General features: G+C 62.7%; 17 protein-coding genes. 11 read left to right on the plus strand and 6 right to left on the minus strand.

What is annotated here, in order from left to right; genetic code table 11:
• Positions 1-11: 11 nt before the first annotated feature.
• Both TSA66_RS24770 and folD read right to left on the minus strand, forming a co-directional pair.
• On the minus strand, positions 12-2,096 hold the full coding sequence (locus TSA66_RS24770) for a M3 family metallopeptidase (RefSeq protein ID WP_040041955.1): 2,085 nt from the start codon (positions 2,094-2,096) through the stop codon (positions 12-14).
• A gap of 4 nt (positions 2,097-2,100) precedes the next feature.
• Positions 2,101-2,946: a bifunctional methylenetetrahydrofolate dehydrogenase/methenyltetrahydrofolate cyclohydrolase FolD gene (folD, locus tag TSA66_RS24775; protein WP_040041956.1), complete on the minus strand. Its 846-nt coding sequence runs from the start codon at positions 2,944-2,946 to the stop codon at positions 2,101-2,103.
• Between the two features lie 265 nt (positions 2,947-3,211).
• Between folD and aceE the strand changes: the two genes are divergently transcribed.
• From aceE to TSA66_RS24805, 6 genes are all read left to right on the plus strand, one after another.
• Positions 3,212-5,908, plus strand: coding sequence for a pyruvate dehydrogenase (acetyl-transferring), homodimeric type (gene aceE, locus TSA66_RS24780; protein ID WP_040041957.1), 2,697 nt, complete (start codon positions 3,212-3,214; stop codon positions 5,906-5,908).
• Between the two features lie 141 nt (positions 5,909-6,049).
• On the plus strand, positions 6,050-7,384 hold the full coding sequence (gene aceF / locus TSA66_RS24785; RefSeq protein ID WP_084199885.1) for a dihydrolipoyllysine-residue acetyltransferase: 1,335 nt from the start codon (positions 6,050-6,052) through the stop codon (positions 7,382-7,384).
• Positions 7,385-7,480: 96 nt separating this feature from the next.
• Positions 7,481-8,053 (plus strand): Ntn hydrolase family protein, encoded by a 573-nt coding sequence (locus TSA66_RS24790; RefSeq protein WP_040041958.1) that lies wholly within the window; start codon positions 7,481-7,483, stop codon positions 8,051-8,053.
• A 53-nt stretch (positions 8,054-8,106) separates the two neighbouring features.
• Positions 8,107-9,885, plus strand: a complete 1,779-nt coding sequence (lpdA, locus tag TSA66_RS24795; RefSeq protein WP_040041959.1) for a dihydrolipoyl dehydrogenase — start codon at positions 8,107-8,109, stop codon at positions 9,883-9,885.
• A gap of 300 nt (positions 9,886-10,185) precedes the next feature.
• Positions 10,186-11,043, plus strand: a complete 858-nt coding sequence (locus TSA66_RS24800) for a metal-dependent hydrolase (RefSeq protein ID WP_040041960.1) — start codon at positions 10,186-10,188, stop codon at positions 11,041-11,043.
• Positions 11,043-11,930 (plus strand): DUF1571 domain-containing protein, encoded by an 888-nt coding sequence (locus tag TSA66_RS24805; RefSeq protein ID WP_052452589.1) that lies wholly within the window; start codon positions 11,043-11,045, stop codon positions 11,928-11,930. The genes TSA66_RS24800 and TSA66_RS24805 overlap by 1 nt, the downstream gene beginning before the upstream one ends.
• Before the next feature lie 142 nt (positions 11,931-12,072).
• On the opposite strand, the gene TSA66_RS24810 is transcribed toward TSA66_RS24805, so the two are convergent.
• Positions 12,073-13,275 carry an acetylornithine transaminase gene (locus TSA66_RS24810; RefSeq protein WP_040041961.1) on the minus strand — a complete coding sequence of 401 codons (1,203 nt, stop codon included), beginning with the start codon at positions 13,273-13,275 and terminating at the stop codon, positions 12,073-12,075.
• Positions 13,276-13,475: 200 nt separating this feature from the next.
• Positions 13,476-14,504, minus strand: coding sequence for a CDP-6-deoxy-delta-3,4-glucoseen reductase (locus TSA66_RS24815; RefSeq protein ID WP_040041962.1), 1,029 nt, complete (start codon positions 14,502-14,504; stop codon positions 13,476-13,478).
• 30 nt (positions 14,505-14,534) lie between these two features.
• Here TSA66_RS24815 and TSA66_RS24820 point away from each other — a divergent pair, with 30 nt between their 5' ends.
• The 3 genes from TSA66_RS24820 (at position 14,535) to cueR (ending at position 18,465) form a co-directional block, all read left to right on the plus strand.
• The gene (locus tag TSA66_RS24820; RefSeq protein WP_040041963.1) at positions 14,535-15,437 is read left to right on the plus strand and encodes an SDR family oxidoreductase; all 903 of its coding nucleotides are present in this window, start codon (positions 14,535-14,537) and stop codon (positions 15,435-15,437) included.
• 102 nt (positions 15,438-15,539) lie between these two features.
• The gene (locus TSA66_RS24825) at positions 15,540-17,972 is read left to right on the plus strand and encodes a heavy metal translocating P-type ATPase (RefSeq protein WP_040041964.1); all 2,433 of its coding nucleotides are present in this window, start codon (positions 15,540-15,542) and stop codon (positions 17,970-17,972) included.
• 13 nt (positions 17,973-17,985) lie between these two features.
• Entirely contained in the window at positions 17,986-18,465 is a 480-nt protein-coding gene (gene cueR, locus TSA66_RS24830; protein ID WP_052452590.1) for a Cu(I)-responsive transcriptional regulator, read from the plus strand.
• Here cueR and TSA66_RS24835 read toward each other — a convergent pair.
• Complete coding sequence (locus TSA66_RS24835; RefSeq protein ID WP_040041965.1) at positions 18,435-18,641, minus strand: heavy-metal-associated domain-containing protein; 207 nt, start codon at positions 18,639-18,641, stop codon at positions 18,435-18,437. The genes cueR and TSA66_RS24835 overlap by 31 nt on opposite strands.
• 114 nt (positions 18,642-18,755) lie before the next feature.
• Positions 18,756-19,817 (minus strand): hypothetical protein, encoded by a 1,062-nt coding sequence (locus TSA66_RS24840; RefSeq protein WP_040041966.1) that lies wholly within the window; start codon positions 19,815-19,817, stop codon positions 18,756-18,758.
• A gap of 288 nt (positions 19,818-20,105) precedes the next feature.
• On the opposite strand from TSA66_RS24840, the gene TSA66_RS24845 reads away from it, so the two are divergent.
• A complete protein-coding gene (locus TSA66_RS24845; RefSeq protein ID WP_040041967.1) occupies positions 20,106-20,804 on the plus strand; it encodes a type 1 glutamine amidotransferase domain-containing protein in 699 nt (232 codons plus the stop codon).
• A gap of 546 nt (positions 20,805-21,350) precedes the next feature.
• On the plus strand, positions 21,351-23,858 hold the full coding sequence (locus TSA66_RS24850; RefSeq protein ID WP_052452591.1) for an NHL domain-containing protein: 2,508 nt from the start codon (positions 21,351-21,353) through the stop codon (positions 23,856-23,858).
• Positions 23,859-23,909 lie beyond the last annotated feature (51 nt).

Here is a 23,909-nt window from a genome sequence, read left to right on the forward strand (position 1 = left end):
CCTTTAATGCTTCAAGACGTCATGCCGCTATGCCGCAATAGCGCATCGATCGTCGGCTCGCGTCCGCGGAATGCCTTGAACGATTCGAGTGCGGGACGCGACCCACCCATGCCCAGAATTTCGCGCTGGAACTTGCGACCGGTCTCGACCGACAGGATATTGCCGCCGGTGGCGCCGACTTCCTCGAAAGCGCCATAGGCGTCCGCCGACAGGACTTCCGCCCACTTGTAGCTGTAGTAGCCGGCCGCATAGCCGCCGGCAAAGATATGGCCGAAGGAATTCTGGAAGCGGTTGAATGGCGGCGGAATCATCACCGCGACGCGGTGCCGCACATCGTTGAGGACATCCTGCGCGGTCCTGCTGCCGTGCGGATCGAAGTCGTAGTGCAGGTGCATGTCGAACAGCGCAAATTCGACCTGGCGCAACGTCTGCAAGCCGGACTGGAAATTCTTGGCGGCCGTCATCTTGTCAAACAGTGCGCGCGGCAGCGGTGCGCCGGTATCGACATGCGCGGTCATGTGCTGCAGCACATCCCATTCCCAGCAAAAGTTTTCCATGAACTGCGACGGCAGTTCGACCGCGTCCCATTCGACGCCGGCGATGCCGGATACGCCAAGTTCTTCCACCTCGGTCAGCATATGATGCAGGCCGTGGCCGAATTCATGGAACAGCGTGATGACTTCGTCATGGGTGAACAATGCCGGCCTGGTCTTGCCGTCGACGGTAGACGGTTCGCTGAAATTGCAGGTCAGGTAGGCCACCGGGGTCTGCACGCCGTTCTTGGTCAGGCGGCGTCCGCGCGCGTCATCCATCCAGGCGCCGCCGCGCTTGCCGTTGCGCGCGTACAGGTCGAGATAGAACTGGCCGAGCAGACGGCCATCCTTCTCGATGCGGAAGAATTTCACATCCTTGTGCCAGGCGGGGGCGGTATCGGGCTTGATGTCGACCGCAAACAGGGTCTGCACCACGCGGAACAAGCCTTCGATGACTTTCGGCTCCGGGAAATACTGCTTCACTTCCGGTTCCGAAAACGCATAGCGCTTTTCGCGCAGCTTTTCAGACGCATAGGTGACGTCCCAGGCTTGGAGTTGGTCGAGCCCCAGCTCGTTCTTCGCGAAGCTGCGCAATTCGGCCAGGTCGTTTTCCGCAAACGGGCGCGCGCGCTTGGCAAGGTCTTCGAGGAAGCCGATCACCTGTTGCGGCGATTCCGCCATCTTTGGCACCAGCGACACTTCGGCGTAATTCGGGAAACCGAGCAGCTTGGCTTCCTCGTCACGCAGCTTCAGGATGTCGGCGATGTTTTGCGTGTTGTCCCATTCTGCGCATTTTGAAAAAGCGGCACCGAGTTCCGACGCCTTGGTCACGTTGGCGCGGTAGATCGCTTCGCGCAATTCGCGCTTGTCGGCGTATTGCAGGATCGGGAAGTAGGACGGGAAATGCAAGGTGAACTTGAAGCCGCTCTTGCCATCCTTTTGTGCGGCGGCACGGGCCACCTGCCTGATGTCGTCGGGCAGACCGGCGAGTTCGGCTTCGTCGTCGACATACAGCGCGTAGTCGTTGGTTGCGTCGAGCACGTTTTCCGAGAATTTGGTTGACAGCGCGGCTTGCTGTTCCTGGATTTCGGCGAAGCGTGTCTTCTTGTCGTCTGGCAGCTCCGCGCCGCCCAAGCGGAAGTCGCGCAGCGCATTTTCGATGATTTTCTGGCGCGCCGGCGACAGCGTCATGTATTCGCCGCCGGCCTTGATCGCCTTGTACTTGTCGAACAGCGCGAGATTCTGGCCCAGTTCGGTCCAGAACTCGGTGACCTTGGGCAGGTTCTCGTTGTAGGCCGCGCGCAGTTCGGGCGTATCGACGACCGCGTTCAAGTGACCGACGATGCCCCAGGCGCGCCCGAGTTTTTCCGTCGTATTGTCGAGCGGTTCGACAAAGTTGTCCCAGGTTACCTTGGCGTCGGCGCCGCCTGGCACTGGCGCCTCCAGCTGAGCAACCAGAGCGCGGTTCTCCTCCAGCAAGGCGGAAATGGCCGGCGTGACATGCTCCGGTCGGATGGCGTCGAAACGCGGCAGATCGGAAAAATCGAGCAGGGGATTAGTCATCAGGTCAGCTTCTTTCTGCGGCCTCAATAGTATTAACGAGAAGCATGGTAATTGTCATCGGCCCGACACCGCCTGGTACCGGCGTGATGTAGCCGGCGACTTCCTTGGCATTGGCGAAGTCGACGTCGCCGCACAGCTTGCCATTGTCGTCGCGGTTCATGCCGACGTCGATGACGACTGCGCCCGGCTTGATCATGTCGGCGGTGACAATATTACGCTTGCCTGTCGCAACCACCAGGATGTCGGCTTGCCGCGTGTGATGGCCGAGGTCCCTGGTCTTCGAATTACAGATGGTGACGGTTGCGCCCGCTTGCAAGAGCAGCATGGCTTGCGGCTTGCCGACGATGTTGGAGGCACCGACCACGACCGCGTTCGCGCCGCGCACCGGATAGTCGATCGATTCCAGCATCTTCATCACGCCGTACGGGGTACAAGGGCGGAACAGCGGCTGGCCGGTCATCAAGAGGCCGGCATTGCTGATGTGGAAGCCGTCGACATCCTTTTCCGGTGCAATCGCTTCGATCACCTTATGCGAATTGATGTGGGCCGGCAAGGGAAGTTGCACCAGGATGCCGTTAATTTTCGGGTCCTTGTTCAGCGCATCGATGCGCGCCAGCAGCGCCGCTTCGGTCATGTCTGCATCATATTTTTCCATCACCGAATAAATGCCGTTGTCTTCGCAGGCTTTCACCTTGTTGCGCACATAGACTTGCGACGCCGGATTGTCGCCGACCAGGATTACGGCCAGTCCGGGCTGCTTGCCTTGCGCGGCCAGCGCGGCGGCGCGTTTGGCGACGTCGGCGCGCAATTGTTGGGAAAGTTCGGTTCCGTTAATGATTTGTGCAGACATGGTTGTTGTTGAGGTGGGTACGGTTTAAAACAAGATTATAAGTCGCCGCTTGCCTCATGCTGCAAAACGATGGCGCATGGAATGCAACAGGTGGAAAAGCATGGTGCGGCGCACTACGTATTTTCCGCATTATGGAAAGCTATCCCGTAATTTGAAAAGTTGCAAGAGTGCTGTTAGAATCTTTTCACCGCGCACGATCCCGGAAAAATCTTGTCAAAACAGCCCGGTCCTCATCAAGGCCGGGGCCCTAACCAGGAGACACACCATGTCCGCCCAGCTCGACCAAGTTCTGGCGCAAGCCGCCAACGATCCCGATGTAATGGAAACCCAGGAGTGGCTTGACGCGCTCGAAGCCGTGATTGAATCAGAAGGCCCGGAGCGCGCCCATTACCTGATGGAGCGCATGGTCGACCTGGCGCGCCGCCGCGGCGCCCACATCCCGTTTTCCGCCAATACCGCTTACGTCAACACCATTCCCGCCCATCTCGGCGAGCATTGCCCCGGCAACCTGGAATATGAAGAGCGCCTGCGCTCCTGGATGCGCTGGAATGCGATGGCGATGGTGGTGAAGGCCAATCGCGCCGATGGCGACCTCGGCGGCCATATTTCCAGCTTTGCATCGCTGGCCAACATGCTGGGCATCGGCTTCAACCATTTCTGGCACGCGCCGACCGAAAACCACGGTGGCGACCTGCTGTATATCCAGGGCCATTCCGCGCCCGGCATTTATGCCCGCGCCTTCCTCGAAGGCCGCATTACCGAAGAACAATTGCTTAACTTCCGTCGCGAAGTCGACGGCAAGGGCCTGTCGTCCTATCCGCACCCGAAGCTGATGCCGGATTTCTGGCAATTCCCGACCGTGTCGATGGGCCTGGGCCCGCTGATGGCGATTTACCAGGCGCGTTTCCTGAAATACCTCCATGCACGCCAGATCGCCGATACCGCCAACCGCAAGGTGTGGGCCTTCTGCGGCGACGGCGAGATGGACGAGCCGGAATCGATGGGCGCCATCGGCATGGCCGGCCGCGAACACCTCGACAACCTGGTGTTTGTCGTCAACTGCAACCTGCAGCGCCTGGACGGCCCGGTGCGCGGCAACGGCAAGATCATCCAGGAACTGGAAGCTGATTTCCGCGGCGCCGGCTGGAACGTCATCAAGGTCATCTGGGGCAGCTACTGGGATGAGCTGCTGGCACGCGACAAGGACGGCATCTTGCAGCGCGTGATGATGGAAACCGTCGACGGCGAATACCAGAATTACAAGGCCAAGGATGGCGCCTACGTGCGCAAGCACTTCTTCGGCAAGCATCCGAAGCTCCTGGAAATGGTGGCGAAAATGTCGGACGACGACATCTGGCGCCTGAACCGCGGCGGCCACGACCCGCACAAGATTTACGCCGCCTTCAAACAGGCGCAGGAGCACAAGGGCCAGCCGACCGTGTTGCTGGTCAAGACCATCAAGGGCTTCGGCATGGGCAAGTCGGGCGAGGCGCGCAATACTGCCCACCAGACCAAGAAGCTCGACGACGAAGCCGTGCGCGAAATGCGCGACCGCTTCGGCATTCCGGTGTCGGACGAACAGCTGCCGGATATCCCGTTCTTCAAGCCGGCCGACGATACGCCGGAAATCCAATACCTGCACGAGCGCCGCAAGGCGCTGGGCGGCTACCTGCCGCAGCGCCGCATGAAGGCCGACGAAACGCTGCCGGTGCCGGAACTGTCGGCGTTCAAGGCAGTGCTCGACGCGACTGCCGAGGGCCGCGAAATCTCCACCACGCAGGCCTTCGTGCGCATCATCACGACCCTGTTGCGTGACCCCAACCTCGGCAAGCGCGTGGTACCGATCCTGGTCGATGAAACCCGCACCTTCGGCATGGAAGGCTTGTTCCGCCAGATCGGCATTTTCAATCAGCAAGGACAGTTGTACGAGCCGGTCGACCGCGACCAGGTGATGTACTACCGCGAAGACAAGTCCGGCCAGATCCTGCAGGAAGGCATCAACGAGGCGGGCGGTATGAGTTCGTGGATTGCTGCGGCCACGTCGTACTCGACCAGCAACCGCGTCATGCTGCCGTTCTACATCTATTACTCGATGTTCGGCTTCCAGCGTTTCGGCGACCTGGCATGGGCAGCCGGCGACATGCGCGCCCGCGGTTTCATCCTGGGGGGAACGGCGGGGCGCACCACGCTCAACGGCGAGGGCTTGCAGCACGAAGACGGCCACAGCCACATCCTGGCCTCGACCATCCCGAACTGCCTGCCGTACGACCCGACCTTCGCGCACGAGCTGGCAGTCATCATGCACGACGGCTTGAAGCGCATGGTCGAAAAGCAGGAGGACGTGTTCTACTACATCACCGTGATGAACGAGAACTACAGCCATCCCGGCCTGAAGGCGGGCACCGAAGAGGACATCCTGAAGGGCATGTACCTGCTGCAGGAAGGCGATAAGGCTGCCAAGCAGCGCGTGCAGCTGATGGGCTCCGGCACCATCCTGCGCGAAGTGATCGAAGCCGCCGCGCTGCTGCAGAACGACTGGGGCATTGCCGCCGACGTCTGGTCCGCGCCGTCGTTCACGCTCCTGGCGCGTGACGGCCAGGACGTGGAGCGCTGGAACCTGCTGCACCCGACCGAAACGCCGCGCGTGGCGCACATCACGAAGCAGTTGCAGGGCACGACCGGCCCGGTCATCGCATCGAGCGACTACATGCGCACTTTCGCCGAGCAGGTCCGCGCCTTCATGCCGCGGGGCCGCACCTACAAGGTGCTGGGCACAGACGGCTTTGGCCGCTCCGACACGCGCGCCAAGCTGCGCGAGTTCTTCGAGGTCGATCGGCATTATGTGACGGTCGCCGCGCTCAAGGCGCTGGCCGAAGACGGAACGATCAAGCCGGACGTCGTGGCGCAGGCGATTGCCAAGTACGGCATCAATCCGAACAAGCCGAATCCGGTGACGCTGTAACGCTGGAATAACACTAACAATTCGGGGGGAGGGGTAGGTGGCGTTGTGCGGCCAAAGAAATGAGCGCGCTGCCAGAGCCTCGCTACCCTCATCCCCGGCCCTCCCTCCGCAAAGGGGAAGGGAATAAACGGAGCTAACACTATGAGCTTGCAGGAAGTCAAAGTCCCGGATATCGGCGATTTCAAGGAAGTCGAAGTCATTGAACTGATGGTGAAGCCGGGCGACACGATCCAGGTCGATCAATCGCTGATCACGGTGGAGTCGGACAAGGCCAGCATGGAAATCCCGTCCAGCCATGCCGGCGTGGTGAAGGAACTGAAGGTCAAGGTCGGCGACAAGGTGTCCGAAGGTTCGCTGCTCTTGCTGATCGAAACCGAGGGCGCGGCAGCCGCTCCTGCGCCCGCGCCCGCGCCCGCAGCGCCGGCCCCCGCGCCTGCGGCACCGGCAACTGCTGCGGCAGCGCCTGCTGCTGCGGTGCCTGCCCCGGCACCGGCCCAACCGAAGTCGGTGCCGACCGCCGCGCTGGAGCCGCACGAAGGCAACGGCATCAAGCCGCATGCGTCGCCGTCGGTGCGCAAGTTCGCGCGCGAGCTCGGCGTCGACCTGGCGCGCCTTACCGGCACCGGACCGAAGGGCCGCATCCTGCATGAAGATGTACAGAATTTCGTGAAGTCGGTGATGGCAGGCGGTCCTGCAGTTTCCGCAGCGCCGGCCGGCAAGGGCGGCACCGGAGTTGGCCTCGACCTGCTGCCATGGCCGTCGCTCGACTTTTCCAAGTTCGGCGCGACCGAGTTGCAGCCGCTGTCGCGCATCAAGAAGATCAGCGGCCCGAACCTGCACCGCAACTGGGTAATGATCCCGCATGTCACGCAGTTCGACGAAGCCGACGTGACCGACCTGGAAGAGTTTCGCAAGGATTCCAACGCTGCGATGGCGAAGTCCGGCGTCAAGCTCACCATGCTGGCGTTCGTGATCAAGGCTTGCGTTGCGGCGCTCAAGAAATTCCCGGCCTTCAATGCCTCGCTGGACGAGAAGGGCGAGAACCTGATTCTCAAACAGTACTACAACATCGGCTTTGCCGCCGATACGCCGAACGGCCTCGTGGTTCCGGTCATCAAGGATACCGACAAGAAGGGCATCTCGCAAATTGCCCAGGAAATGGGCGATCTGTCCGCGCAGGCGCGCGACGGCAAGCTGAAACCGGCTGACATGCAGGGCGCGAGCTTCACCATTTCCTCGCTCGGCGGCATTGGCGGCACGGCGTTCACGCCGATCATCAACGCGCCGGAAGTCGCCATCCTCGGCCTGTCGAAGTCGGCCATCAAGCCGGTGTGGGACGGCAAGCAGTTCGCGCCGCGTCTGATGCTGCCGCTGTCGCTGTCGTACGACCACCGCGTGATCGACGGCGCCATGGGCGCGCGCTTTACGGTCTATCTCGCCGAAGTACTGGGCGACATGCGCAAGACCTTGCTGTGATCCGGGCTTAAGGAGCGGCATCGGGCTCATTGGAAAATGAGAAAATTCGTCTCTTTTCATCGGGCCTGAGCGCCTCCTTGTTTGCGGAGATCAACAATGACCACTTGCGTAGTCGTCAAGAAGAACAACGAAATCGCGATTGCATCGGATTCCCTGGTCACGTTCGGCGACACCCGCCTGTCGCATGCGTATGAAGTGAACGAAAAGGTTTTCCCGGTCGGGGAGTCCTATGTGACCCTGGCCGGCACCGCAGCGCACTTTCCGGTCATGCGCAAGCTGCTGACCGGCATGGGCGAGGAATGCCGGCTGAACAACCGCGATGAAGTGTTCGAGACGTTTTCCAAGGTGCACGAAATACTGAAAGAAAAGTATTTCCTGAACACGAAGGAAGACGAGGACGATCCGTACGAGTCGTCGCAGATTACTGCGCTGATCGCCAATCCGAACGGTATTTTCGGCGTGTACTCGTACCGCGAGGTATTCAGTTTCGACCGCTTCTGGGGTATCGGCAGCGGGCGCAATTTTGCATTGGGCGCGATGTACGCGGTCTATGACAACGAGGCGTACGACGCGCGGAAAATCGCGGAAATCGGCGTGCAGTCCGGAGCCGAGTTCGACAAGAGCACATCGGGACCGTTTCGGATATTCAGTTTTCCGATGAAGGAATAACACCAATATTTCCTCCCTCGACGAGAGGGCAGGGAGCCAACGGAGCAAAAGTTATGAGCATGATTGAAGTCAAGGTCCCCGACATTGGCGACTTCAAGGAAGTCGAAGTCATTGAATTGCTGGTCAAGCCGGGCGACACGATCCAGGTCGATCAGTCGCTGGTGACGGTCGAGTCGGACAAGGCCAGCATGGAAATCCCGTCCAGCCACGCCGGCGTGGTAAAGGAACTGAAGGTCAAGATCGGCGACAAGGTCTCCGAAGGCACCTTGCTGCTCATGCTGGAAGCCGCCGAAGGCGCCGCCACGGCAACCCCGGCGCCAGCGCCGGTTGCCGCCGCTCCGGCCTCGGCCCCGGCTGTGGCAGCCCCGGTCGCGTCGGCGCCGGCTGCTGCCAGCTATGCCGGCAAGGTCGATGTCGAATGCGACATGCTGGTGCTGGGCGCCGGCCCCGGCGGTTATTCCGCCGCATTCCGTTCCGCCGACCTCGGCATGTCGACCGTGCTGGTCGAAAAGTATGCAACGCTGGGCGGCGTCTGCCTGAACGTCGGCTGCATCCCGTCCAAGGCCCTGCTGCATGTGGCCGCCGTGATCGACGAGACTGCCGCGATGGCAGCGCACGGCGTGACCTTCGGCAAGCCGCAGATCGATATCGACAAGCTGCGCGAATACAAGGAAAAGGTCATCAAGAAGATGACCACGGGCCTGGCCGGCATGGCTAAGTCGCGCAAGGTGAACGTGGTGCAGGGCGTCGGCCAGTTCGTCAGCCCGAACCATATCGAAGTGACGGCAGCCGACGGCAGCAAGAAGACGGTGCAGTTCAAGCAGGCGATCATTGCCGCCGGCTCCTCGGTGGTGAAGCTGCCGTTCGTGCCGGAAGATCCGCGCATTGTGGACTCCACCGGCGCGCTGGAATTGCGTTCCGTTCCGAAGCGCATGCTGGTCATCGGCGGCGGCATCATCGGGTTGGAAATGGCAACCGTCTATTCGACGCTCGGCGCGCGCATCGACGTGGTCGAAATGATGGATGGCCTGATGCAGGGCGCCGACCGCGACATGGTCAAGGTCTGGCAGAAGTTCAACGACAAGCGTTTCGACAAGGTGATGACCAAGACCAAGACGGTCGCGGTCGAAGCGCTGGCCGAAGGCATCAAGGTTACCTTCGAAGCGGCTGATGCATCGGTCACCGCGCCGGAGCCGCAACTGTACGACATGGTGCTGGTCGCCGTCGGCCGCAGCCCGAACGGCAAGAAGATCGCCGCCGACAAGGCCGGCGTTGCCGTCACCGATCGCGGCTTCATCAATGTCGATTCGCAGATGCGCACCAACGTGCCGCATATCTTCGCCATCGGCGACATCATCGGCCAGCCGATGCTCGCGCACAAGGCAGTGCACGAGGCGCATGTCGCGGCTGAAGCCGCTGCAGGCCAGAAGTCGTTCTTCGATGCGCGCGTGATCCCGTCAGTCGCCTACACCGATCCGGAAGTGGCATGGGTTGGCATCACCGAGGACGAAGCCAAGGCCAAGGGCATCAAGCTGGAAAAGGGCCTGTTCCCGTGGGCCGCGAGCGGACGCGCGACTGCCAACGGCCGTGACGAAGGCTTCACCAAGCTGCTGTTCGACGCCGAGACGCACCGCATCGTCGGCGGCGGCATCGTCGGCACCCATGCCGGCGACATGATCGGCGAAATTGCGCTGGCCATCGAAATGGGCGCCGATGCAGTCGATATCGGCAAGACCATCCATCCGCACCCGACTTTGGGCGAGTCGATCGGCATGGCGGCCGAGGCGTTCGAAGGCGTGTGCACGGACTTGCCGCCGGCGCGAAAGAAGTGAAGTTTTCGAACCTCGCTTGAAAAGGAAAGCGGCGCAGATTGCGCCGCTTTTTTTTTGCCCGTCGCATGGTCGAAGGGACCGCTGACTTCGTGGACATGCCGGGTACGCGCAGCATCGTAATAATTCTTACCATGGATCGCACTTTTCCCACGCCCGCCTACGAATAGATCAAGCTTGATTTATGTTGATATTTAGTTATCGAAAATAACTATATTCACTTTGCATATTGTGAGAAACAGACGAGGGGGAGATGTCAACAAACAGGTTCATGATGCGGGGCGCGCGGCGCGGAGAACATGCATGAAGCGCGACCATGGCGCACCACCGCAGCTGCAGCCGCGCAGGTTGGGACAGGAATGGCCGGCAGACTTGCCGCGCTACTGGAATCGCGGCGAGGTGTTTCGCACCCATTACATGAATGCGCTCAGCACCTTGTTCCCCGATGGCGAGAAGCATTTCATCGATTCGGTGCGGGCATTCCGCTGCCGCAACGACGATCCCGGCCTGGAGCGCGACATCCGCGGCTTCATCGGCCAGGAAGGATGGCATCGTCACGAGCACGGGCGGTATAACCGCTGGCTGGACGCCATCGGCTTGCCCGCCGGCCGGCTGGAAGCACGCATCGGTCGCAACCTGGCCCAGGTGAAAAAGTTGGCGCCGGAAATCGACTGGCTGGCGCAGACGGTGTGCCTCGAACACTTCACCGCCATCATGGCGCAGGCGCTCGTGCGGCACCCGCAATGGCTGGCCGACATGCACCCGCATTTCCGCCGCATCTGGCTCTGGCACGCAGTGGAAGAAATGGAGCACAAGGCGGTCGCCTTCGATCTGTACGTCAAGGTTGGCGGCGGCTATCTGCGACGGATGTGGATGATGTTGCTGATGTCTGTATTTTTTCCGTTCGATACCATCTGGAACCTGGTCGTCTTTCTCTATCGCGACAAGCAACTGTTCAAGCCGCGCGTCTGGTGGCAGGGTATGCGGTTTTTCTTCGGCACCGATCCGGGGCTGTTCTGGAAAATTCTCCCGGCCTACCTGCGGTTTTTCAGGCCGGGCTTCCATCCGTGGGATGATGATGACCGCCCGCTGATCCGGCAAGGGCTGGCATGGCTGAAAGAATTGGGGGGTACACCCCATGTCATGGAGGAGAGCTCGTAATGAAATTACTCAAACCGAAGCTGGCTGCGGGATTGGCAGCCATGCTGCTTGGCGCGTCGGCCGCAATTGCCGCCGACGATGCGGCCTTGGGCGCGGCCGACGAGTTGCGCGACCGTCTGTCAGCCATGCCGGCGAATGCGCAGTGCGACTGGTTCGTGCAGCGCATGAGCGGGCAGCAGCTGGCCAGGGCGACGGATACGCAATTGCTGGCCATCCTGCAGTCGCTCGAATCGTCCGCGCTTTTTTGCCCGATCAAGCGCATGGTTGCTCAGACCCCCGAATACGAATTCCTCATGCTGCGCCGCGAACGGGTAAGGGAAAGCGACGCATTGCCCGACACGCCGGAGCGCATGTTCGTACGGTTGCGTCATGCGCCCCTGACCATTTACGCCCGCTGGGAAAAGGATGGCGCGCGGGCCGGGCAGGAGGTGCTGTACGACGCAGGCAAGGACGGCAGGAAAATGCTCGCGCACGTGGGCGGCATGTTTGGCGTGGTATCGATGAATGTCCCCATTGACGGGGCAATCGCGCGTGCGCAGTCGCGCCATACGGTGCGCGACCTCGGCATGGGTTTCATCGTGGCGCAGCTGGAGGCCGACCTGGAACGCTCCCAGGCGAGCAACTTGCCCACGCGGCCGGCAAGCGTCAAGGTGGTTCGCGATGGCATCAGCCGCTATGCCGAACTGGTGTATGAGCATCCGGGCATGCCGCCTTACTATGCAAAGCGGACCCGTTTCTGGCTCGACTTGCGCGAGCCGATGATACGCATGGTGGAAAGCCGCGACAATCAGGGCGAGGTGTTCGAGCACATCGTATTCGAATCGCTGCAGCGAAAGCCGCTTGCCCCGAATGCCTTCGATGCCAAGAATCCCGAGTATCGGTTCTGAATGCCGGAGGCTTGCCGGAGTGCCGCCGTGCCAGCAGGAAGCGGAAGGGCTTGCCCCAGATAGCGCAAGCCCTTCCGCTTTGTGAAAATGTGCATGTCGAAACAGCTCGCACCGGAATGCGAGCGATGCAAACCTGACTGGATCAGTGCCCGAGCTTGGTCAGCACTTCCGACAGCATCGCGATCATGTGATCGATTTCTTCGGTCGTCACGTTCAACGCCGGCATGAAGCGCAGCAGGTCGGGGCGTGGCGAATTGACCAGCAGGCCGATCGGATTCAGGTCGCGCGCCGCCTCGACGATCTTCGGTCCGATGTCCTTGCCCAGCTTGAGCGCGCGCAGCAAGCCTTCGCCGCGCTCCCCATCCAGCCCGTGCTTGACGCACAGCTTGCGCAGCTGGGCCGCCATGTAGTCGCCCTTGTCCTTGACTTCCTGCAGGAAGCCCGGCTTGAGCAGCTCGGTCAGTACGGCGATGCCGGCAGCGGTCATCACGGGGTTACCGTTGTAGGTGCCGCCCTGTTCGCCCGGTTCGAAGCAGGCGACTTCTTCGCGGCACAGCAATGCCGACAACGGTACGCCGCCACCGATGCCCTTGCCCAATGTCATGATGTCCGGCTCGATGTTCGACAACTGATAGGCGAACAGTTCGCCGGTGCGGCCCATGCCGGCCTGCACTTCGTCGACGATCAGGAGCAGGTTGTGCTGCTTGGTCAGCGCGCGCAGTTGCTGCATGAATTCGCGGGTAGCCGGGATCACGCCGCTTTCACCCTGCACCGGCTCCAGCATCACCGCGACCGTCTTGTCGGTGATGAGCTTTTCGACGCTGGCGATGTCGTTCAGCTCGGCCTTGAAAAAGCCCGGCACCTGCGGCGCGAACATGGTGTCCCAGCCGGCCTTGCCGGAAGCCGACATGGTGGCCAGCGTGCGGCCGTGGAAGCCATGGTTGAAGGTGATGATTTCGTAGCGGTTTTCGCCGGCGGCGTTCTTGTTGACCTTGCCCCATTTACGCGAAAGCTTGATCGCGCCCTCGTTGGCTTCCGCTCCGCTGTTGGCAAAGAACACGCGGTCGAAGCAGGAATGCTTGGTCAGCATCGAGGCTAGCACGATGGAGGGCTCGTTGTAGAAGGCAGGCGATGGGTTGATCAGCTTGCCGACTTGGGCGCTGACGGCATCGACGACGCACTGTGGCGAATGGCCGAGGCAATTGACTGCCCAGCCTTGCAGGTAGTCGAGATAGCGCTTGCCGTTATTGTCCGTCAGCCACATGCCGCGCCCTTCGGTAAACACCAGCGAGGGCCGGTTGGTGATGTGCATGAGGGCATTAACGTCGTACTGGCTGAATTCCATCTCGGGGCTCCTGGACAAAATAAATGGGGTATCAAAAAAAAAGCCACAGGGCGGGCCTGTGGCTTGTTGAGCAGCAAACTCTTACGCGCACGGCATCCCAGGCTGGGGCAGCGGGGAACGGCGTCGCAGGAGTTTGGCTGTTGCATTCATAAAATCAATAGTATGACTTTTTGCGCAGTGCGTCAAAAACTTTTGTGGCATCAGGCCTTCGCCAGATCCGCTTCAGTCGTGAACGCATCGGCGTAGAACTCGTCTTCAGGCAGCTTGCACTGCGCGACAAAATCGCGCTTGGCCGCGTCGACCATCACTGGCGCGCCGCAAGCGTACACCTGGTAGCCCGACAGGTCGGGCAGATCCTCGACTGCGGCACGATGCACGAAGCCGGACCGGCCGCTCCAGCAATCTTCCGGCAGCGCATCCGAGACGACCGGCACGTACCTGAAGTTCGGCAGCGTGCGCGCCCATTCCTCGCACAGCGCGTGCATGTATAAATCCTTGGGACGGCGCCCGCCCCAGTACAGCACCATCGGGCGCTCGGTCTTGCTGTGAATCGCGTGCTCGATGATTGCTTTGATCGGCGCGAAGCCGGTGCCGGACGCGAGCAGCAGCATCGGCTTGGTGGAGTCTTCCCGCAGGAAGAAGGTACCGAGCGGCCCCTCGAAGCGCAGGATGTCGCGCTCCTTCAGGTTGTTGAACACGTGGTCAGTGAAGACGCCGCCGGGCAGGTGGCGGATATGCAGCGTCAGGAAATCGTCCTGGTGCGGCGCATTGGCCATGCTGTAGCTGCGGCGCTTGCCGTCCCTCAGGATAAATTCGATGTACTGGCCGGCGCGGTACTGGAGGCGCTCGTTGGCCGGCAACTGCAGCGACACGACTGCCACATCGTCGGCCACGCGGTCGATCTTCGCCACGCGGGTCGGCAGCTTCTTGATCGGGAATTCGCCGACGCCGAGCACTTCGCGCGCTTCGATCACGATGTCGGATTGCGGTGTGGCGCAGCAGAATAGCGAATAGCCCTTGGCTTCATCGGCCGCCGGCAGCGCCTTTTCCTGATGGGTGCGGTGGGTGACCGTGCCTTCGAGCAGCTTGCCCTTGCAGCTGCCGCAGGCGCCGTTCTTGCAGCCATAGGGCAGGCCCACGCCGGCGCGAATGGCGGCGGCCAACACTGTTTCGTCGTCTTCGCAGCTGAATTGCCGGCCGCTTGGCTGAACTGTTACTTGGAAAGTCATACAATCCCGATGATGAAAATGAATAAACCTATGAGCAAATTGGCCCGGCCGCGTCTCCTGATCCTCGGCTGCGGCGACGTCGGTATGCGCATGCTGCCGCTGTTGCGCGGACGCTTTCGCATCTTCGCTGTCACCAGCCAGGCCGCGCGCAGTGATGAATTGCGCGCGGCTGGTGCCGTGCCCATCGTGGCCGACCTGGATCAGCCGGCCACACTGGCGCGGCTGGCACGCCTGGCGCGCTACATCGTGCACCTGGCGCCGCCCCAGCCGGACGGCCTGCGCGACTGCCGGACCCGGAATTTGACCGCCATTTTACCCGACGCGACCACCCTCGTTTACGTCAGCACCACCGGAGTGTACGGCGACTGCGGCGGCGCCCTGATCGATGAAACCCGGCGGCCCAACCCGCGCAATGCGCGCGCCCTGCGCCGCGTCGATGCGGAGGCGACGTTGCGCGCCTGGGCCAGGCGCAGCGGATCGCGCCTGAGCATTCTGCGCGTACCCGGAATTTACGCCGCCGACCGGCTGCCGGTCGAGCGCCTGCAGAAGGGCACGCCCGCCTTGGCGCCGCAAGACGATGTCTATACCAACCATATCCATGCGGACGATCTGGCGCGCATCATCGTGGCGGCGCTGTACCGGGGAAGCCCGTGCCGCGCCTATCATGCGGTCGACGATTCGCACATGAAAATGGGCGAGTACTTCGACGCCGTCGCGGATGCGTTCGGCCTGCCGCATCCGTCGCGCCTGCCGCGCGGCGAACTCGAACAAACGGTTTCGCCGGTGCTGCTGTCCTTCATGTCGGAATCCAGGCGGCTCAGCAATACGCGCCTCAAGACCGAGCTCGGCGTGCGCCTGCGCTATGCGCAGGTGGACGACGCGCTGGCGCAGGTGGGGCAGATCGCGCGAGCAGGGAATTTTGTGCCGGATTAAGTTTTGTAAAAAAGCCAAGCGGAGCACGCGCGGCACTTGACTCTCCCATCATGGGAAGGTTCATACTTCGCTCATCGTCGAAGATTCTTGAACAGGCAATCCATGGGCAACGCAGCTTCTCTTCCGGTTCCGTCCGGCCAACAACACGAATTTTCCTTTGGTATCGAAGGGATGACTTGCGCATCCTGCGTGGCGCGCGTCGAAAAGGCGCTGCGCACGGTGCCCGGCGTCGAACGGGTCAATGTCAACCTCGGTACCGAGCGGGTGGCGGTTATGGCCGAGCCGTCGGCCGATTTCGGCGCAATGCAGCGCGCGGTGGAAAAGGCCGGGTACGCCATCGCGCAGGAGGAGCTCGACCTCGACATCGAGGGCATGAGCTGCGCCTCTTGCGTGGGACGGGTGGAAAAGGCCTTGCGCAAGGTGGGCGGCGTGCTGGACGCCGGGGTCAATCTTGCCACCGAGAGCGCGCACGTGCGCTTTGCCGCCGGCGTTGCGCCCGATGCGCTGGTCACGGCCGTGGAGAAGGCCGGCTATCACGCGCGCCTGCATCACAGCGGGAATGCGCCTGCCGCGCAAGAGGGCGCTCCGGCGGTGGCTCGCGACAAAGATTTTCTGAAAGTTATCGTTGCTGGCGCGCTGTCGCTGCCGCTGGTGGTGCCGATGCTGCTGGAGCTGTTCGGCATGCATGTCATGCTGCCCGACTGGCTACAGCTTGCGCTGGCCACGCCGGTCCAGTTCTGGCTCGGTGCGCGCTTTTACCGTGCCGGCTGGAAGGCGGTCAAGGCGGGCGCTGGCAACATGGACTTGCTGGTGGCGCTGGGGACCAGCGCCGCCTACGGCCTGAGCGTGTACCAGCTGTTTTCACACGGCGGCGGCATGGCGCATCTGTATTTCGAGGCGTCGGCCGTGGTGATCACGCTGGTCTTGCTCGGCAAATGGCTGGAAGCGCGCGCCAAGCGCCAGACCGCGGCGGCAATCCGCGCGCTGCAGGTATTGCGGCCCGAGATCGCCCGCGTGCGGCGGGATGGCACGGACGTCGACATGCCGATCGACCAGGTGCGGCGCGGCGACGTGGTGGTGGTGCGTCCGGGCGAGCGGGTGGCGGTGGACGGCGTCGTGCTGGAGGGGCTCTCCCATATCGATGAGTCATTGATCACCGGCGAAAGCCTGCCGGTGGCCAGGCAGCCCGGCGACAAGGTCACCGGCGGCGCAATCAATGCCGAAGGCTTGCTGCTGGTGCGCACCGAGGCGGTCGGCGCCGAGAGCACGCTGGCGCGCATCATCCGGCTGGTGGAAAGCGCGCAATCGGCCAAGGCGCCGATCCAGCACCTGGTCGACAAGGTGAGTGCGGTATTCGTGCCGGTCGTGCTGGTGATCGCGGCGGTGACTTTTGCGGCATGGTGGTTCCACAGCGGCGATGCCGAACACGCGATCATTAATGCGGTGGCGGTGCTGGTGATCGCCTGCCCGTGCGCGCTGGGTCTGGCGACGCCGGCGGCGATCATGGCCGGCACCGGCGTCGGGGCGCGCCACGGCATCCTGATCAAGGATGCGGAAGCGCTCGAAATCGCGCATTCGGTGACGACTGTCGTGTTCGACAAGACCGGCACCTTAACCGTCGGGAAGCCGGCGCTGACCGAAGCGGCGCCAAACGGAATCGGCCAGGACCTGCTGCTGCAACTGGGCGCATCGATCCAGCAGGGCAGCGAGCATCCGCTGGCGCGCGCAGTGGTCGATGCCGCGCAGGCGCAAGGCGTGGCTATGCTGCCTGCAAGCAATGTCGTGGCGCTGCCGGGCAGGGGGCTGTCCGCGCAGGTCAATGGCCTCGACCTGCGGCTGGGCAGCACGCGGCTGATGCAGGAGCTGGGCGTCGATCTGGCGCCGCTGGCCGGGAGCGCGGCAGAATTGCAGGGCAAGGGCAATACGGTATCGTGGATCGCGGCGATGGACGCGTCGAACCACCTGCTGGGGTTGCTTGCCTTCGGCGACCAGATCAAGCCGAGCGCGCAGGCTGCGGTGCGCAACCTGCAGGCACTGGGCGTCAAGACGGTGCTGCTGACCGGCGACAACCAGGGCAGCGCGGCGGCAGTCGGTGGCGCGCTCGGCATCGACCGCGTCGTCGCAGAAGTCCTGCCGGCGGATAAAGCGGAGAAAGTGGCGAGCCTGAAGTCCGGCGGCGACATTGTCGCGATGGTCGGCGACGGCATCAACGATGCGCCCGCGCTGGCGGCAGCCGATGTCGGCGTGGCCATGGCGACCGGCACCGATGTCGCCATGCACGCTGCCGGCGTGACCCTGATGCGCGGCGACCCGGCCCTGGTAGCGGATGCGATCGACCTTTCGCGCCGCACCTACGGCAAGATCCGGCAGAACCTGTTCTGGGCCTTCATCTACAACCTGGTCGGCATCCCGCTGGCGGCCTTCGGCTTGCTCAACCCGGTGGTGGCGGGTGCGGCAATGGCATTCAGTTCGGTGAGCGTGATCAGCAACGCCTTGCTGCTGCGTCGCTGGGCGCCGCGCAAGCCGGCGGCATGAAAGGAGATACGCGATGAATATCGGACAGGCGGCAACGGCATCCGGCGTCACGGCCAAGATGATCCGCTACTACGAAAGCATTGGCCTGATCCGCGCAAGCCGGCGCACGGAGGCTGGCTACCGCGTGTATGGCGACAATGACGTGCACACGCTGCGCTTCATCAAGCGGGCGCGCACGCTCGGATTTTCGCTGGAACAGATCGGCGACCTGTTATCGCTGTGGGAAGATCCCAGGCGCGCCAGCGCCGAAGTGAGGGCGATTGCGCAGGAACATGTGGGCGAGCTGAACCAGCGCATCCGCGAACTGACGGAAATGCGTGATGCGCTCGCCCACTTGGTGCATGCCTGCGCCGGCGACAACCGGCCGGAATGCCCGATCCTGCAAAGCCTGGAAGCGCCGGAAATGCCGGACGCGCCGACGCACGGTTGCGCAACCGGACACCATCGCGCCAACCGTGGCGGTCAGGATGCCGAGCTGGAGAGAACCGGATAACCGGCTTCCGAGACTGCGGACTGGATCGCCGCCAGGCTGGCCGACGAGGCGACCCGCACGGTTTGCTGCGACAGGTCGATATCGACCTTGGCGGCGGCGTCGACTTCCTGCACCGAGCGGGTGACGGCATTGACGCAGTGGTTGCAGCTCATTCCTTCGACTTTCAATTCGTACATGGCAGTTTCCCTCCGTAGAAAAGCATTACTGTAGGCTATCCCACGGTGGGAGGGTCAAGGCTTGCTGCAAAAAATGGCGTGGCGGCGCGCTTCCGTGCCTTCGCCGTCACGTTCTTATCGCGCCGTCAGCGCTGCCGTCTTCGCCTCGGCAATCGCGGCTTCCACCAACTGGAGCAGCGATGTGGCCGCCGCCGACAGGCTGGCGTTGTTGCCGACGGAGGATTTCAACAGTGCCGCCTCCTGCCGTACCGCGTCGATTACCGTGGTATCGGATTGCGTCGCTCTGGTCAGCGAGTCGGAGTTGACGGAGGTCGCCAGTGACTGTGCCTGGGTAGCGATGGCCGGCGCTACCAGGGCGGCGACATTGGCCTTGCTGAACGTGTCGAGGGCCGCTTTCGCTTCGGTCAGCCTGACGTCGGCGCTGGCCTCGACATTGGCCAGCGCCTGCTGCGCGATGGCGTTGACCGTCGCCGGATCGACCGTGCCGCCGGAACTAACCAGCGTCGTGGAACTGCTTGTCTGCAGCACATTGCCGGCAGCCGTCGCCGTTTCAACGTAGATCGCCTGAGCCTGCGCCGGCGTGCTGTTCGGAAGCAGGGCCGCAATTGCATCGGCGATCTGTTGCACCACCTGCTGCAGAGCCAGGGTTCGCTGCAGCAGCGTCGCATTCACCAGTGCACCGCCGGTGCCGATGGCAGCCGGATCGAGCCCCGTGATATTGGTGCCGGCGGGCAGGCCGAGCGCGGCGACCAATCTGTCGCGCGCCAGCGAGGTATTGGCCAGCAGGGAAGTCCCGGCGGTGACGACGGTGCTGCCGGCCGGTGCTTTCAGGATGCTGCGCAGTGGCAGGCCGGTGGCCGTATCGGTGCCGCCGCTGGCAACAATGGTGCTGGAGCATGCGGTAGTGAAAGTGAAGGAGCCCTGGGCATCGGTGAGCACCGTCTGTTCGCCAGCATCGCGCACGCCATTGTTGTTGGTATCGCAAAAGACCTCGGCATTCACGATGTAACCGTCGACCACCTTGCCGGACGTGGTCGACGTCGTCGTTGTGCCGTTGCCGCCAAAGGCGGCTGGCGACACCGGTGCCGATGCGCTGTCGCTGCTGCCGCCGCCCCCGCAGGATGCAACGAGCAGAGTCGCACTCAGCGCAATCATTGAATTCTTGTGTTTCAACATGAATTTCCTCCTTCAATGTGAATAAGCAACTGGCAGGCAAGCAAGGCTTAGCGCCGGCGTGCACTGCCGAGGAAGACCCAATATACGGATGAGACACCTGCCACGATTGCGAAGTCTCAACCGAGGCCCGGGCATTTTTGTCTTCGTTTGCGCAGTCGCAAGCGAAGTCATTGATCGGCTGTAATACATGCGAATCAGAATGAGGTGATGCAATTCGGCACGGCCAGAACTTTCGAACCGGCGCCCCGGTCTATCTTGACCGAGCAACAACATCCCGAGGGCCGAGCGATGCATATCCTGATGGTGCTGACCTCCCACGATCAGTTGGGCAATACTGGAAAAAAGACTGGATTCTGGCTGGAAGAGTGTGCCGCGCCTTACTACGTGTTCAAGGATGCGGGCGCGAAAATCACGCTGGCTTCACCCAAGGGGGGACAGCCGCCGCTCGACCCGAAAAGCGACGACCCTTCCGCGCAGACGGAGAGCACCCGGCGCTTCAGGCAGGACCGGGACGCGCAGCAGGCGCTGGCAAACACGGTGCTGCTGTCGAGTGTGACGCAGCAGGAAACCGATGCGGTGTTCTATCCGGGAGGCCATGGGCCGCTGTGGGATCTGGCCGAAGATAGCGCTTCGATCCTGCTTATCGAGAGCATGTTTGCGGCCGGCAAGCCGGTTGCCGCCATTTGCCATGGCCCCGGCGCGCTGCGACATGCGAAGCGCCATGATGGCCGCCCGCTGGTCGAAGGCAAGCATGTGACCGGGTTCGCCAACTCGGAGGAAGAGGCGGTACAGCTGACCAAGATCGTGCCTTTCCTGGTCGAGGACATGCTCAAGCAATGCGGCGGCATCTATTCCAAGGGCCCCGACTGGACCAGCCATGTCCAAGTCGACGGCCACCTCGTCACCGGGCAGAATCCGGCGTCATCGGAAGAGGCTGCGCGCATTGTGCTCAAGCTGCTGGACGAACTGGGAACGCAGAAGGGATGACTGTCCCTTTTCAATGCGCATGGCTAGCGATTGGAAATGTCGGTCCAATACAGGCCGTGGCAAGATTGACATCGAGGAAAACGCAATGACGTTACTCAATGTAACAAGCACCTGACCGGGCGACTACTGCCTGTAGTATTGCCCCCCATGCAGTCGTCGGAGTGAGACATCGTTTTCAAAAGAATAGGTTGCATCCACCGGAGCTGGCGGTCGGAGTGAATACCAGCACCAGATTTCAAGCCCTCCCATGTGGAGGGCTTTTTGTTGCTCGGTCCTCAGCTGTGAGATTCAGTTCGGAAAGTGGCTTGATCGTTATCAGTAAATCTGCAAACCCCAAGAAAGAAAATCGCGCCTTGTTGTCTTTCCTCCGAACCTGAGCGCCTTTCTTCCGCTTATCGATCCCCCCTTGCTCCCTGCCGCCATGCTGTCGGACGCGGGCACAAGCACAAGAACCAGCCTCAGAAGCCGAGCGAATGACGCGCACATCTGAGCCGTAACGGGCTTACATGATGTCCGGCGTCATTCCAGCCTATGTCCGGAGGAATCATGACGCGTGCCACTGTCCGCCTGCCTGCAGCAAACCCGGTCCACTCCTGGATCGGTTATCTGATGACCCTGATGCTGGTTGCCGTACTTGCTGCCTGCGGCGGCGGAGGCGGTGGCGGCGGCGACAGTTCCGGCAGCGGTACGCCCGGCGCGACCAATACCGGAAACAACAATACCGGCAGCGGAGCGACGCCCGAAACGCCCGCCGGCACGGGCGGTTCCTCGACGCCGACAGCCAGCGGGCTGAGCATCGAATCGGACCGCGACCAGACTGCACCCGGCGGCCCCAACATCACGCTCACGGCTAACGCGACGAGCAACGCGACACAGACGCAGTGGACGCTGGCGCCCGGCAGCCCCGGGAAACTCAGCGGCACCACCGGCGGCAGCGTGCAGTACATCCCGCCGACAACAGTCAATGTCGACGTCAATAACGTCGTCAATATCATCGCTTCCAACGGCAACGTCACTAACAATATCTTCATCCTCCTCGTGGCCGGTGATGTGAATGTCAACAATGGGACACCGGGTGCCGGCACCATCACGCCGCCAGCAGGCGGAACGACGCCGCCCGCCACCGCCGGCGTATTCCTCGTCGCCGGAAACGATTTCGGCGCCGGCGACGCGAACGGCGTGGGCACGTCCGCCCGCTTCGACACGCCGGCCGGCATCGCCAGGGATGCGCAGGGCAACCTGTACGTGGCAGACCATGGCAATAGCGTGATCCGCAAGATCAGCGCGAACGGAACGGTCACCACGCTAGCCGGCACGCCGGGAGAAATCGGCAATGCCGACGGCCAGGGCGCCGCCGCACGCTTCTCGGCGCCATCGGGCATCGCGGTCGACAGCGCTGGCACTATCTATGTCGCCGACCCCGGCAACTCGAACATCCGCAAGATCACGGCCACGGGCGTGGTCAGCACCCTGGCTGGCAAGACCGGCGTGAGCGGCAGTACTGACGGTACGGGGGCCGAGGCGCTGTTCAGCGGCAGCCCGATGGGCATCGCGGTCGATGCCAGCGGCGCGATCTTCGTCACTGACGCCCGCACCGTGCGCAGGATCACGCAGTCAGGGCAAGTCAGCACGATTGCCGGTCAGGCCAACAAGACCGGCGCGCAGGACGGCCCCGCCAGCACCGCGACATTCACCCAGCTCAACGGCATCGCGATCGATAACGCGGGCAATCTATACGTCACCGACGGCGGCTTCGTGCCCGGCCCGATCATGTCTGACACGTTCGACATCAGCGCATCGGTGCGCAAGATCGCGCCGGACGGCACCGTGTCGACGCTGGCAGGAACCGGTGGCAGCAGCTCGTTCGACACCGTGCTCGGCTTTGCCGATGGCGCGGGCGCGCAGGCGCGCTTCCGCTACCCGCAAGGCATCACCATCGACCTGGCCGGCAATCTCTATGTGGCCGACCGGGGCAACCACGCGATCCGCCGCATTGCGCCCAACGGCACGGTGAGCACTGTTGCCGGCACGCCGGCAGAACCGGGAAGCGCCGACGGGACGATTGCGAACGCGCGCTTCATGGCACCAACCGGCATCATTGCCGACGCGGACGGCAACCTGTACGTGACCGACCAGGTCCATCACACCATCCGCAAGGTTGTGCCCGGCAATAGCGTTACCACGCTGGCTGGCGCCGCGCCGCGCACCGGCAGTGCCGACGGCACCGGTTCGGCGGCATTGTTCAACGAGCCGCTCGGAATCGCCCGCGACGGCAGCGGCAACCTGTATGTGGCCGATTCGCGCAACCACACGATACGGCGCATTGCACCGAACGGCGCGGTGACCACCCTGGCCGGCGCGGCGGGCGAGACGGGCAACGCCGACGGTACCGGTTCCGCCGCGCGCTTCAACCTGCCGCGCGATGTGGCGACCGACCCGACCGGTAACGTCTTCATCAGCGACGATTTCAACAACAACCTGATCCGTCGCATGACGCCGGTCGGCGCGGTCACCACCTTTGCCTCGCAGCTCGTCGAGCCGCAGGGCGTGGCGGTGGACCGCAACGGCAACGTGTACGTGGCCGACCGCGGCGCGGATCTGATACGCAAGATCACGCCGCAGGGCGCCATGTCGATTCTCGCCGGCGGCGGGGATGTGCGCATCGGATTGCCGCAGGACGTGGCCGTCGACGTCGCAGGCAACGTATATGTCATCGAAAGCAGCACCGTGATCCGCAAGATCACCCCGGACGGCGTCATCACCACGCTTGCCGGCGCCCCGTTCGAATTTGGCACGCAAGACGGTACCGGCACCAGCGCACGCTTCAATTCGCCGCGCAGCCTGGCAGTGGATGACGATGGCAACGTGTACGTGGCCGACAGCCGCGCGATACGGCGCGTTACGCCGCTGGGTGTGGTGACGACGGTGGCCGGCCCGTCGGTGACAGAACAAGCCTTGCGCAACATTCACCGTCCGTCGGGATTGACGATCACGGGCACGAAGACCTTAGCCTTCACGGCCGGAGATGGCGTGTTTGAACTGAGGCTGCCGTAAGTCGGGAAAAAGCTGATGCGGTGTCCGGAAGCCAGCCCGGACACCGCGACG

Origin of the sequence: Noviherbaspirillum autotrophicum, assembly GCF_000818395.1 — a bacterium.
Lineage (GTDB): Bacteria > Pseudomonadota > Gammaproteobacteria > Burkholderiales > Burkholderiaceae_D > Noviherbaspirillum > Noviherbaspirillum autotrophicum.

Excerpts from the sequence above, each read along its gene's own strand:
- TSA66_RS24770 (WP_040041955.1), bottom strand. The coding sequence starts at position 2,096 with ATGACTAATCCCCTGCTCGATTTTTCCGATCTGCCGCGTTTCGACGCC.
- folD (WP_040041956.1), bottom strand. The coding sequence starts at position 2,946 with ATGTCTGCACAAATCATTAACGGAACCGAACTTTCCCAACAATTGCGC.
- aceE (WP_040041957.1), top strand. The coding sequence starts at position 3,212 with ATGTCCGCCCAGCTCGACCAAGTTCTGGCGCAAGCCGCCAACGATCCC.
- aceF (WP_084199885.1), top strand. The coding sequence starts at position 6,050 with ATGAGCTTGCAGGAAGTCAAAGTCCCGGATATCGGCGATTTCAAGGAA.
- TSA66_RS24790 (WP_040041958.1), top strand. The coding sequence starts at position 7,481 with ATGACCACTTGCGTAGTCGTCAAGAAGAACAACGAAATCGCGATTGCA.
- lpdA (WP_040041959.1), top strand. The coding sequence starts at position 8,107 with ATGAGCATGATTGAAGTCAAGGTCCCCGACATTGGCGACTTCAAGGAA.
- TSA66_RS24800 (WP_040041960.1), top strand. The coding sequence starts at position 10,186 with ATGAAGCGCGACCATGGCGCACCACCGCAGCTGCAGCCGCGCAGGTTG.
- TSA66_RS24805 (WP_052452589.1), top strand. The coding sequence starts at position 11,043 with ATGAAATTACTCAAACCGAAGCTGGCTGCGGGATTGGCAGCCATGCTG.
- TSA66_RS24810 (WP_040041961.1), bottom strand. The coding sequence starts at position 13,275 with ATGGAATTCAGCCAGTACGACGTTAATGCCCTCATGCACATCACCAAC.
- TSA66_RS24815 (WP_040041962.1), bottom strand. The coding sequence starts at position 14,504 with ATGACTTTCCAAGTAACAGTTCAGCCAAGCGGCCGGCAATTCAGCTGC.
- TSA66_RS24820 (WP_040041963.1), top strand. The coding sequence starts at position 14,535 with ATGAGCAAATTGGCCCGGCCGCGTCTCCTGATCCTCGGCTGCGGCGAC.
- TSA66_RS24825 (WP_040041964.1), top strand. The coding sequence starts at position 15,540 with ATGGGCAACGCAGCTTCTCTTCCGGTTCCGTCCGGCCAACAACACGAA.
- cueR (WP_052452590.1), top strand. The coding sequence starts at position 17,986 with ATGAATATCGGACAGGCGGCAACGGCATCCGGCGTCACGGCCAAGATG.
- TSA66_RS24835 (WP_040041965.1), bottom strand. The coding sequence starts at position 18,641 with ATGTACGAATTGAAAGTCGAAGGAATGAGCTGCAACCACTGCGTCAAT.
- TSA66_RS24840 (WP_040041966.1), bottom strand. The coding sequence starts at position 19,817 with ATGTTGAAACACAAGAATTCAATGATTGCGCTGAGTGCGACTCTGCTC.
- TSA66_RS24845 (WP_040041967.1), top strand. The coding sequence starts at position 20,106 with ATGCATATCCTGATGGTGCTGACCTCCCACGATCAGTTGGGCAATACT.
- TSA66_RS24850 (WP_052452591.1), top strand. The coding sequence starts at position 21,351 with ATGACGCGTGCCACTGTCCGCCTGCCTGCAGCAAACCCGGTCCACTCC.